General features: G+C 39.0%; 10 protein-coding genes. 2 read left to right on the top strand and 8 right to left on the bottom strand.

What is annotated here, in order from left to right:
• The first annotated feature begins 208 nt into the window (after positions 1 to 208).
• The gene (zwf, locus tag M3182_RS11805) at positions 209 to 1,675 is read left to right on the top strand and encodes a glucose-6-phosphate dehydrogenase (protein ID WP_432806603.1); all 1,467 of its coding nucleotides are present in this window, start codon (positions 209 to 211) and stop codon (positions 1,673 to 1,675) included.
• A 619-nt stretch (positions 1,676 to 2,294) separates the two neighbouring features.
• Here zwf and gnd read toward each other — a convergent pair.
• The 6 genes from gnd to mce form a co-directional block, all read right to left on the bottom strand.
• The gene (gene gnd, locus M3182_RS11800) at positions 2,295 to 3,704 is read right to left on the bottom strand and encodes an NADP-dependent phosphogluconate dehydrogenase (RefSeq protein ID WP_251430248.1); all 1,410 of its coding nucleotides are present in this window, start codon (positions 3,702 to 3,704) and stop codon (positions 2,295 to 2,297) included.
• A gap of 181 nt (positions 3,705 to 3,885) precedes the next feature.
• Positions 3,886 to 5,160 carry a DNA polymerase IV gene (locus M3182_RS11795; RefSeq protein WP_251558189.1) on the bottom strand — a complete coding sequence of 425 codons (1,275 nt, stop codon included), beginning with the start codon at positions 5,158 to 5,160 and terminating at the stop codon, positions 3,886 to 3,888.
• Positions 5,161 to 5,402: 242 nt separating this feature from the next.
• A complete protein-coding gene (locus tag M3182_RS11790) occupies positions 5,403 to 6,065 on the bottom strand; it encodes an FMN-dependent NADH-azoreductase (protein ID WP_251558187.1) in 663 nt (220 codons plus the stop codon).
• An 836-nt stretch (positions 6,066 to 6,901) separates the two neighbouring features.
• Positions 6,902 to 8,023: a tripeptidase T gene (locus tag M3182_RS11785; protein ID WP_251430259.1), complete on the bottom strand. Its 1,122-nt coding sequence runs from the start codon at positions 8,021 to 8,023 to the stop codon at positions 6,902 to 6,904.
• A gap of 82 nt (positions 8,024 to 8,105) precedes the next feature.
• Positions 8,106 to 9,656: an acyl-CoA carboxylase subunit beta gene (locus M3182_RS11780; RefSeq protein ID WP_251430262.1), complete on the bottom strand. Its 1,551-nt coding sequence runs from the start codon at positions 9,654 to 9,656 to the stop codon at positions 8,106 to 8,108.
• Between the two features lies 1 nt (position 9,657).
• Complete coding sequence (gene mce, locus M3182_RS11775; protein WP_251430265.1) at positions 9,658 to 10,071, bottom strand: methylmalonyl-CoA epimerase; 414 nt, start codon at positions 10,069 to 10,071, stop codon at positions 9,658 to 9,660.
• Positions 10,072 to 10,219: 148 nt separating this feature from the next.
• Between mce and prli42 the strand changes: the two genes are divergently transcribed.
• Complete coding sequence (gene prli42 / locus M3182_RS11770; RefSeq protein WP_251430268.1) at positions 10,220 to 10,315, top strand: stressosome-associated protein Prli42; 96 nt, start codon at positions 10,220 to 10,222, stop codon at positions 10,313 to 10,315.
• A gap of 41 nt (positions 10,316 to 10,356) precedes the next feature.
• Here prli42 and M3182_RS11765 read toward each other — a convergent pair whose 3' ends face one another.
• Both M3182_RS11765 and M3182_RS11760 read right to left on the bottom strand, forming a co-directional pair.
• The gene (locus M3182_RS11765) at positions 10,357 to 10,875 is read right to left on the bottom strand and encodes a L,D-transpeptidase (RefSeq protein ID WP_251558185.1); all 519 of its coding nucleotides are present in this window, start codon (positions 10,873 to 10,875) and stop codon (positions 10,357 to 10,359) included.
• A 13-nt stretch (positions 10,876 to 10,888) separates the two neighbouring features.
• The gene (locus tag M3182_RS11760; protein ID WP_251558239.1) at positions 10,889 to 11,884 is read right to left on the bottom strand and encodes an aromatic acid exporter family protein; all 996 of its coding nucleotides are present in this window, start codon (positions 11,882 to 11,884) and stop codon (positions 10,889 to 10,891) included.
• Positions 11,885 to 11,993: the final 109 nt, after the last annotated feature.

Below are 11,993 nucleotides of genomic sequence, written 5' to 3'. Positions count from 1 at the left end.
CTGCAACTAATAATAATGGTTTAACTATAACACAATAATCAGGATAAATTGGAGCGACAAGATAAAACTATTTCTAAACCTATCAGTTGCTAATTTGTCACAAAAAGGCTAAAATCTAATACTTGAAGCGACGTTACATAAAAATTCAATTTATTATAAAGAGAGGTTCTTGAATTTGGCACAAAACGAAAAACCAACAGCACTAATAATGATTTTTGGAGCAACTGGGGATTTAGCTAAACGTAAGCTATTCCCATCTCTGTTCCGCTTGTATGAGAAAAATAAGCTTGGTGACTTTGCGGTTATCGGTGTTGCAAGACGATCATTATCAAATGAAGAATTTCATGCAAGTGTGAGTCAATCGATTCATAATGAGACATCCGATCAAGAGAAAATAAAAGAATTTAGCTCAAAATTTTATTATCATTCCCATGATGTAACCGATTCAGACTCCTATGCTTCATTAAATAAAATCGCCGAAGAATTAGATAATCACTATCAATTAAACGGCAACCGTATTTTTTATTTAGCAATGGCTCCAGAATTTTTTGGAACAATTGCCGAGCATTTGAAAATTGATGGATTAACAGATACAAATGGATTTAAAAGACTGGTCATCGAGAAACCATTCGGCCATGACCTTGAGTCCGCTAAAAAGCTAAATAAGCAAATTCGGACTGCCTTTTCTGAGGATGAAATCTATCGAATCGACCATTATCTAGGCAAAGAAATGGTTCAAAACATTGAAGTTATCCGTTTTGCTAATGCTTTGTTTGAACCGCTATGGAATAATCGGTTTATCTCCAATATTCAGGTCACTTCTAGCGAGACTTTAGGGGTTGAAGAAAGAGGACGTTATTACGAAAAAAGCGGAGCACTTAGAGATATGGTGCAAAACCATATGCTACAAATGGTTTCCCTGTTGGCTATGGAACCTCCAATTAGCTTAACTACAGATGAAATCCGTTCAGAAAAAGTAAGGGTATTCCGTGCATTAAGACCGATTAAAGGATCAGAGGTAAAGGATTATTTTGTTCGTGGGCAGTACGATAAAGGCTTGATGAACGAAAAAGAAGTTCCAGCTTACCGAGAAGAAGACATGGTGAATCCAGAGTCGAATACAGAGACATTTGTTGCAGGTAAATTAATGATTGACAACTTCCGCTGGGCGGGCGTGCCATTTTACATCCGTACTGGAAAACGCATGGAAGCTAAAACAACAAAAATCGTTGTTGAATTTAAGGATATTCCAATGGATTTATACAATCGACAAGAAGGTTCTGTCAACCCAAATTTACTAGTCATTCACATTCAGCCTGAAGAAGGAATTACCCTCTATTTAAATGCTAAAAAAACAGGGCAATACATGAACTCGACTCCTGTAAAATTAAGCTATGCCAACAAAGGAATCGACGGTCTTAATACTCCAGAAGCATACGAGAAGTTATTGTATGACTGCCTGAGAGGCGACGCAACGAATTTCACACATTGGGATGAAGTGGCCTTATCATGGAGTTTTGTAGATAATATTTCCGAGGTATGGGAAAACGAAAAAGAACAAAACTTCCCAAATTATGAATCAGGGTCAATGGGACCAAAAGCAGCAGATGATCTTCTAGAAAAAGAAGGACACTTCTGGTGGCCAGTAACCAACTTAGACGTAGAAAAGTGTTAGAGCGAAAAGCGGAAGTGCCCTGGTCAGCAGCGTATGGCCTGGAGCTCTCCAACTGAGATAAAGGAAACACGAAGAGCGGAGCGATTCGATGTTGACGCAATCGTTGCGGCGGAGAGGGAAGGACACTAGCTGCTAGGGCACTGGAGCCGGACAAGCGAAAAGCGGAAGCGGCTCGTTCAACTCCGACAGGCATAAGACAAACCGGAATAGAAGGCGCTTTTTGCCTTCAATTTCGGGTGTCAAAAAAGTGTAGGCGACTGTAAAGGGACGACAAGCAAAAGACGCACCCTGTAAGAAGGTGTTCTTTACCTTCTAGCAGGGTGTAATTTATGTCTCGAGTCCCTACTAGGGAGCCGCAAACTAGACAAGCTAGCTTATGACCCTAGGAGGTAGACAATCGAAAAGCAGAAGTGCCCTGGTCAGCAACGTATGGTCTCTCAAAAAGCTTCGCAGCCTTCCTTGTGGTGCTCTCCAACTGAGATAAGATATTTCTAAGGGCTCTTACGGGCAGTTGTGAAACTACTGACCCTTGACTTATCGTAGGGGGAGAAGCTCTGATTGTTTCCTGAAAAAGATAAAAAACAGCGAACGTTGAACACGTCCGCTGTTTTTTTATGAATTATTTTAACCACTCAGTGTGGAAGACTCCTTCTTTATCAATACGCTGATAAGTATGAGCACCGAAATAATCACGCTGTGCTTGGAGAAGATTAGCAGGAAGCGTTTCAGTACGATAGCTGTCATAATAAGCTAAAGCTGATGCTGTACATGGAACTGGGATCCCTTGCTGAGCAGCTAACGCTACAACCTCACGCAATGCACCTTGATAGCTTTCAACAATTTCTTTGAAATATGGGTCAAGTAAAAGGTTTTTCAATCCTGGTTCACGATCATACGCATCCTTAATTTTCTGAAGGAATTGAGCACGAATAATGCAACCACCGCGGAAGATCATCGCAATATCCCCATAGCGTAAATCCCAACCAAATTCATCAGAAGCGGCTCTCATTTGCGCAAAACCTTGAGCATAAGAACAAATTTTACTCATGTACAACGCTTTACGGATTGCCTCAATAAGTGCTTCACGATCGCCTGTATAGGCCGGTGCCTCTGGTCCACGTAACATTTTACTTGCTGTCACACGCTCATCTTTCAACGCTGAGATGAAACGAGCAAATACAGACTCTGTAATCAACGGCAGTGGAACACCAAGGTCTAAAGCATTCTGGCTTGTCCATTTACCTGTTCCTTTTTGCCCTGCTGTATCAAGAATAAGGTCAACAAGAGGTTTTCCTGTTTCCTCATCATTTTTCGTAAAGATGTCAGCAGTAATTTCAATTAAATAACTATCTAGTTCACCCTTATTCCACTCAGAGAATACTTCGTGTAGTTCTTGAGCATTTAATCCAAGAACATTTTTTAGGAGAAAATAGGCTTCAGAGATTAGTTGCATATCTCCATATTCAATTCCGTTATGTACCATTTTGACGAAATGTCCAGCGCCGTCAGGACCAATATAAGTTGTACAAGGTTCACCATTTACTTTAGCAGAGATATCTTTAAAGATCGGCGCCACTAGTTCATAAGCTTCTTTCTGTCCACCAGGCATAATCGATGGTCCTTTTAAGGCCCCTTCTTCACCGCCAGAAACACCAGTTCCGATAAAATGAAGCCCCAATTCGCTTAACTCCTTGTTGCGGCGTTGCGTATCGGTAAACAATGTGTTTCCGCCATCAATAAGGATATCTCCTTTATCAAGATAAGGTTTAAGCTCATCAATAGTAGCGTCAGTTGCGGCACCGGCTTTCACCATCAACATAATTTTACGAGGTTTTTCTAAAGAGTTTACAAACTCCTCAATGGAAAAAGTACCAAAAATCTTTTTCCCCTTTGATTCTTCTAACATTTCATCCGTCTTTTGACGTGAACGATTATAAACAGAAACGGAATATCCTTTACTTTCCATGTTCCAAGCAAGGTTTTTCCCCATTACTGCTAGACCTACAACACCAATTTGCTGTTTTGACATTTTCCTACGTCCCTTCTAACTCTTGTTGTGTAATTAATAAACTCTAATTTATCAGTAAAAACCTAAGTTTGCAAATATCTACTCTTGCTATATTATTTTGATTTTTTTTGTAAATAATACTCACTTCTATAGTCGTTTGGTTTTCAAAGACAAAATAAGTTCTACAATGACTCAAGGCATATTAACTATCAGTTGAATTTGGTTTATCTCCTTGTAGAAAATCTTTATTAAAACTGGTATCCGTCCCACCGTCTATATTCAAAGGCCGTTTTTGATTGACCCGACTACTTGCTGTTCCGATAATATTTTTACCATATTTATCTTTCAATTTGGACATTGTATTTAGCAGTGGCTCCTTCTCCGCTTCTTTCTCATAAGTGAATAAATCCAACTGTTTGACGGCTTCCTCTACTTCTTGTAAACCTGTTGCCGTAATCCCAAGAAGCCTGACTGGATTTCCATCCCAATTCCTGTTAAACAACTGCTTTGCTACCTCAAATATTTCGGATTTACGCGCGATCGGATTTTCAAGCTTTTGACTCCTAGTGATGGTTTGCCGACTTTTATATCGAATTGTAATTCCCAATACAGTCGCAACCACTTGTTTGCGACTCATTCGAGATGTTACCTGCTCTGATAACCTGTCAAAAACAGTAATCAATTCTCTTTGATTGGTTGTGTCTTTCGGTAGTGTTGTGGAATTGCCAATGCTTTTAAAATCATACACAGAATCAGGATTAACTTGGCGTTTATCGATGCCATTTGCTCTTTCTTTTAGGCGAACTCCATTAATGCCTAACAGTGCTTTTAATTGAATTTCATTAGCAGCAGCTAAGTCACCGATCGTTTGTAACCCAAGACTTTTAAGCTTTTCTGCCGTTTTTTTCCCTACTCCATGCATCTCTTCGACATCTAGTGGCCAAAGAACAGTTGGAACATCCCGTTTCCTTAGAATCGTAATTCCCATAGGCTTTTTCATATCGGAGGCTGTTTTGGCAAGAAATTTATTAGGAGCAATCCCGATACTACATGGTAGATTAAGCTCATCGAAAATCCGCTTTTGGATTAGCTCAGCAATCGCTGGTGGCGAACCAAGCTCCTTGCTTTCGGTAATGTCCATATAGCCTTCATCAATAGAGACCGGCTCAACTAGGTCTGAGAATTGTCTTAAGAGCTCAAACATGGCAGTCGAAGCAGCTCGATAACGATCAAAATTAGGAGTCATGACAATTAGAGTTGGACATAATTTCTTCGCTTCCCATAGCGGCATCGTGGTTTTCACACCAAATTTCCGCGCTTCATAACTACAAGTTACAATAATTCCTCTTCGCTCTTCTGGATTCCCAGCAATCGCCAAAGGTTTTCCCTTCAATGTTGGGTCATGGGCCATCTCAACCGAAGCATAAAAACTATTCATATCAACGTGAAAAATAACTTTTCCGTTTTTCGGATACATTTATACTCACCGCACGTTCCATAATGTTCCCTTTTAGTTTACCACTAACAACCACCAAAGCTGAAACGCTCTGCCCAGAAGGTAGCAGGCATAAATGACTCGCATAGATTATCCTAAATTAGAAGGGGCTCTTAAGGACTTGATTATTGAATTATTTCTTGGACTAGTTAAACTATTCCGTATTTTCATCCTGTCACAAAAATGAAAAAAAGACCCGCAGTTTGCGAGCCATTTCTCCTTCTTTAAGTAGTAATGGTCCTTTTGGCCATAGCTTTAGCAGCCTCGATAGCTTGTTCCTTTGCTTTGGCCATAATTTCAGGAGTCTGTTTTGGAAAATGATCCATTCCTTCAGCAACAATGGTGTCCATGACATCCATGCCTAAGAAAGTAAGTGCCTTTCTTACATATTGGTCACCCATTTCAAAGTCTGCCATTGGTCCTGTTGAATAAATTCCTCCACGAGTTTGAATATGGATGGCCTTTCTGTTCGTTAACAATCCTCTCGGTCCTTGTTCGGTTGAAATGAATGTTTTATTCACTAAAAACATATTATCCATGAATTCTTTTAAAATTCCGGGAGCTCCTAAATTCCAGATTGGAGTCACAAACACATAATAATCTGCAGCAATAAACCAGTCTGCTAAAGCATGCATGTTTGTATATTTTTCTCTTTCTCCATCTGACAACTGATCGAATGTATATCCCATAAACGACAACTTAGCTCGGGCGTATAAAAGGTCCATATCGATTCGCGGTATTTCCATATCATATAAATGCATACGCTCAATTTCTACATCAGGCTGTTCTGTTTGAAAAGTCTCAAGAAACACCTCACCAATTTGAGCGCCCTTAGAGAGACGAGGTTCTTTTTTAGGATTAGCTGTAATATATAATAGTTTTGACATTTAAGCATCCCTTTCCATTGATGAAATCGAAACCTTACTCTTAATAGTACTGAAAAATTCCTTATGTAAGCTTGAACAAAGAGTGAAAATCATGAACAATTTGTGACATTAGCTCAGACTTAATTGAGGAAAGTATGTGAGATGTAAGATTTTGGTGTTAATAGATTGTTTTTTGTGTAAATTGAACTATTTTATTGAAAATAGATGCTCAGTTCACGATGCTGAACCATTATTGGTTGCTCATTGCATTAACGCCTCTTAATATTCTGTCCCTAGCTAACTATAAAAGAGCGGCGGACAAAGATGAGGGAGTCAGCTAGATTTGATCAATTAGCAATAAGCGGAGAAACTCCTCTTAATTAGGAAATAACGCTGATAACAGCTGAAATAGACGAAAGAATTCCTACTATTGACTCTAAAAACGTGAAAATGTGTACTTTTGGGATTGATTAATCGGAAAATCTCCGGTTATATACCCAGAAAAGAGCTATATTTTGCAGTTAACCGGAAAATCTCCGCTAAGATAGATAAATTATCTATGAAATTGCGGGGGCAAAACAGCCATTGTACCCTACAAATTACGGTGCATCACAAATTTTCATATAAAAATGATTGTCAATTTTATTATGTAAATTGGTACTCATTTTGACTTATATTTTTAATGTTAGTGATTTCGGAAACGGAACCCATTACGAGAATAAATCGTGTCTTTTTGTAAATAGAAGGACGATACGTTTGAAATCAGAAGCCTATTTTATGACCATATACCTTTTCTGATGAAAAATATAATAAACAAAAAAACAGAGCATTCACCGAATGCTCTGTTTCAATCGTTCTTATTGTGCTGCAACTTCTTGAATAATCGCAATAACCATTTCACCAAGCTTGTTTAATTCTTCAATTGGCATTTTTTCGTTTGTGGTATGAATATCCTCATAGCCAACAGCTAGGTTAACGGTTGGAATATCGAAACCAGCGATGACATTAGCATCACTACCGCCACCACTTTTTAAAAGTTCACAACTACGTTCGATTTTCTTAGCTGCTTTTCGAGCGATTTCAACGACTAAGTCACCTTCACCAAATTTAAATCCTGGATACATGACATCTACTTCGACTTCTGCCTTCCCACCCATTTGTTCAGCCACGGATTCAAAGGCTTCCTTCATTTTAGCGACTTGTGCTTCCATTTTCTCAGGCACTAAAGAACGTGCTTCTGCAAGGATCTCAACATAATCACAAACAATATTCGTTTGAGTTCCACCTTGGAAACGACCGATATTTGCTGTTGTTTCCTCATCAATACGGCCAAGTGGCATTTTCGCAACTGCCTTCGCTGCAATCGTAATTGCGGAAACGCCCTTTTCTGGAGCCACTCCAGCATGAGCCGTTTTCCCATAAATTTTCGCGAAAACTTTCGCTTGGGTAGGTGCTGCAACAACAATATTTCCAACCTTTCCATCACTATCTAAAGCATAGCCATACTTAGCTATCAAGCGAGATGGGTCAAGAACTTTTGCTCCTACTAAACCTGATTCCTCTCCAACCGTAATAATAAATTGAATTGTTCCATGAGGAATGTTTTGCTCTTTTAGAACGCGGACAGTTTCAAGCATGACCGCAAGTCCGGTTTTATCATCTGCCCCAAGGATGGTCGTACCATCCGTTACAACATACCCGTCTTTAATAGAAGGTTTAACTCCCCGGGCCGGAACGACCGTATCCATATGAGAAGTGAAATAGATAGGGTCAACTCCTTCTTTTGTCCCTTTCAATGTACAAATTAAATTCCCTGCTCCATGTCCTGTCTGCTTCGTTGTGTCATCTTCAAAAACTTCGACACCTAAATCGGTAAATTTTTGTTTTAATACTTTCGCAATTTCAGTTTCATACTTTGTCTCAGAATCGATTTGAACCAATTCTAAAAACTCGTTCAACATACGTTCATGGTTAATCATTTAAGAGGACCTCCAAGTTTATATATACTATATCAGTATACATTTCTAACTTTATCCTTCGCAAACTTTCTATCCCAATACACTACAACGGAATATTTCCGTGCTTTTTCTTTGGTCGGTTCTCTTTCTTTGATCTCAACATTTCTAGTGATTGAATAATTTTAATCCTTGTTTCCCGCGGATCAATAACATCGTCCACCATTCCTCTGCTAGCTGCAACATATGGGTTGGCAAATTTTTCACGATATTCGTTGATTTTTTGTTCTCTTGTCGCTTCAGGATCTGCACTATTCTGAATTTCTTTAGAGAAGATAATGTTTGCCGCACCTTGAGGGCCCATAACTGCAATTTCAGCATTTGGCCAAGCAAACACGAGATCAGCACCAATAGACTTACTGTTTAATGCCACATAGGCTCCACCATAAGCTTTCCTCAAAATAACTGTCAGTTTCGGAACAGTTGCTTCGGAATAAGCATATAAGATTTTAGCTCCATGGCGAATAATTCCTCCATGTTCCTGTTTAATTCCAGGAAAGAAACCGGTAACATCTTCGAACGTAATAATTGGGATATTAAATGAATCACAGAATCGAATAAACCTTGAAGCCTTATCCGACGAATCAATATCGAGGCCTCCTGCCATGAATTTTGGCTGGTTACAGACGAGACCAACGACTTCTCCTTTAATACGTGCAAGACCAATGACAATATTCCGAGCAAAGTCCTTTTGTATTTCCATAAAAGAACCTTTATCGACCACTTGTTCAATAACGACACGCACATCGTAAGGTCGAACTGCATCAAAAGGAATTAAATCGGTTAAATCAGGACGATAATCGTCTTCATCAACTGCATCCATTTTCGGAGGCTTTTCCTCAAAACTTTGAGGTAGGTAGCTTAGTAGCGTGCGAACCATTTCCAAAGTCTCCTCTTCGGAATCCCCTCGAAAATGAGCATTTCCACTAACTGTATTATGTACTTTAGCCCCACCAAGATCTTCAGCCGAGATTTTTTCTCCTGTAACAGTTTCAATAACTTTTGGACCTGTTATGAACATCTGACTTGTTTTTTCAACCATAAAAACAAAATCAGTTATTGCTGGAGAATAAACAGCACCCCCAGCACATGGCCCCATAATGACTGAGATTTGTGGAATGACACCTGAATAAATCGAGTTTCGATAGAAGATTTGCCCATAGCCGTCTAGGGAAACAACCCCTTCCTGAATCCGAGCACCACCTGAGTCATTTAATCCAACAAAAGGAGCCCCATTTTTAGCTGCCAAATCCATGACCGAAGCAATTTTATGGGCATGCATTTCCCCAAGAGCACCGCCAAAAACGGTAAAATCTTGTGAGAATAAATAAATTGGACGGCCATTAACTTTTCCGTATCCAGTAACAACCCCATCGCCAGGTCCTTTTTGGTTTTCCAAACCAAAATCCACAGACCGATGTTCGATAAATGGATTTAACTCAACAAAACTCCCCGGGTCTACAAGTAAATCAATTCTTTCTCTCGCCGTTAATTTTCCCTTTTCATGTTGCTTTTCTATTCGCTCATCCCCACCACCAAGTTCAATTTCTCGTCTCCTGTCGTAAAGTTCATTTATCTTTTCATAGATGTCCGTCATGTTACTGGTTCAGTCCCTTCTTTTCACATAGTTCTACCAATACTCCGCCAGCTGATTTAGGGTGCATAAAGGCGACCAATGCATTCCCCGCACCAGTTTTAGGTTCATCCTGAATCATCTGAATTCCTTTTTCTTTCATTTCATTAATCCTGTCTTGAATAGAGTCCACCCCTAGGGCCACGTGATGAATTCCTTCGCCCCGCTTTTCAATATACTTAGCAACTGTGCTTTCAGGTGATGTCGGCTCTAGCAATTCAATTTTTGATTCGCTTATTTTTAAGAAAGCCACCCGAAGTTTTTCACTCTCTACTTCTTCAATTCCTAATAGAGGTAATCCTAATACATCCGTATAAAAAGGCAGAGCCTGTTCAAGCGATTTAACCGCTATACCGATATGATCAATTTTTTTAATCATGCTAACCCTCCACTACATTAATTAGTTGCAATACTCACTCTATTCGCTATAAATCGTCAAAATTCCTGCCAATTTATGTAGTTGAACAAACTCTTATTCAGATGTACTATAGTAAGTAAGAATGAGGATTTCGAAAGGAGAATGAGATTTGGGGAAAAAGAAAACCCGTAAGATCATCATATATCTTATGCTTTTTGCGATGCTTGCCTCTACACTCTTTACGGGACTAGCAGCTTTTCTATAATAAAATGTAAAAAAGGACTGTTCACACTCGAACAGTCCTTTTTAGTTTAACGCATGATATTCTAACCCAAGCTCATAAAAGTTTTTTTCAGAATTCGTCACAAGCAGTTTAGTCCCCAGTGGTATATCTTCAAACAATGCTTCAACTTCTTGATTGTGCAAACGGATGCAGCCTTGGGAGATGTATTTTCCGATTGAATCTGGATTATTTGTTCCATGTATTCCATAGATTCGCCCATCAGTATCTTCAGCATCAAAACCAATCCACCTTGTACCTAATGGATTTCTCGGGTCACCACCCGGGATATCTTTTTTACGATAATAGGGATTTTTCGCTTTTACTGTAATCGTAAATAATCCTTCTGGAGTTAAATCTTTGGTCTGTCCAGTAGCAACCGGGACAACGTTTAGAACTTGATTTTCATCAATGTATGCTAATTGATTTGTACTTTTATTTATGATTAAAAATGGATCCCCTGGAAGCGGATTCGTTCCTAATGGCCATATTGGTGAAACAACTAAGAGAATGGCAACAAGAAGACCTTTCAATTGATTCACCATCCTTGTTTTTCCCTTAGTTTGCTACCTCTGAGTCATTTTGATTCATGCTGTTCTTATGGTTTATTCCTTTAAACGATCTCTTAAGGAGCAAATAACTCTCCATTTCATTCACAAAATGCAAAAGCGATGCCCTCGCTTCGAATTCCTCCCTCGTTTTAGGAAGTTCCATTGTTTCAAATTCTGTTTTCATGCGATACAATTTTTCTAAATAAACTAATACGGTATTTCCTGGCTTAACTGCCTCAGATAATTCCTCCATAAAGTCAGCGATGAGTTCACCTTGCTCCACTATAGAAGGAATCGAAGTGACCGCAGGTAAGACTCGTTCGATAAGATCAAATTGTTTTTCGCGTATTTTAAAGTATTGATAATATAAGTTCTCATTCCGCATCAAATTATTCTCAACATCTTGTGACGCAAGAGCCTTTGCCTTTTCTAACAAGTCAGCAGTTTCCGTTAATTCTCTTCCGTCCCATCGACTATCACCATTCCGTAAAAACGAGACAATCTCCAAAAAGATTTTTTTGAAGTTTTCTTCAATTTGAATTTGGTATTTATGCAACTGTTGGTCAGCACTTGGCATGTAAAGATTCATCAATAAAGCCACCCCAATACCAACGATAACGATTCCCAATTCATTTAGTAATAAGCTAAATGTAACTTGTCCAGCCGAATAAATATGTAGCATGATGACACTGCTAGACACAATTCCATCCGCTGCCCTAGCCATTACTGCTACTGGGATAAAAACCATCAACATGAATCCGATGACAACTGGATGGTAACCAAACATTTCGAAAAATAATGACGACAGTCCCATAGCAATAGCACAAGCAAGAACTCGATCCCATGAAGCACGTAATGATCTTTTCTTTGTCACTTTAATACAAAGAATTGTTAAAATGCCAGCTGATGTAAAGTTTTCTAAACCTAAATATTGTGCTAGGATAATCGCAATTGCTGTTCCGAGTGCTGTTTTCACTGTGCGGTATCCGATTCTAAATTTCACCATTCATTGCTCCCTGATATAAAAGTAGGCTGCTTTCGCAAATTTTGTTGATAAAATCCTAAAGCCGGTTTAACAACATAATAATAGCCATTTTGTATGTTTAATTAGT

It is taken from the genome of Mesobacillus maritimus, from assembly GCF_023715205.1.
GTDB classification, from domain to species: domain Bacteria; phylum Bacillota; class Bacilli; order Bacillales; family Cytobacillaceae; genus Mesobacillus_B; species Mesobacillus_B maritimus_C.
The sequence above is the reverse complement of the archived record's forward strand: the minus strand, read 5'-3'. Positions and strand labels throughout refer to the sequence as shown.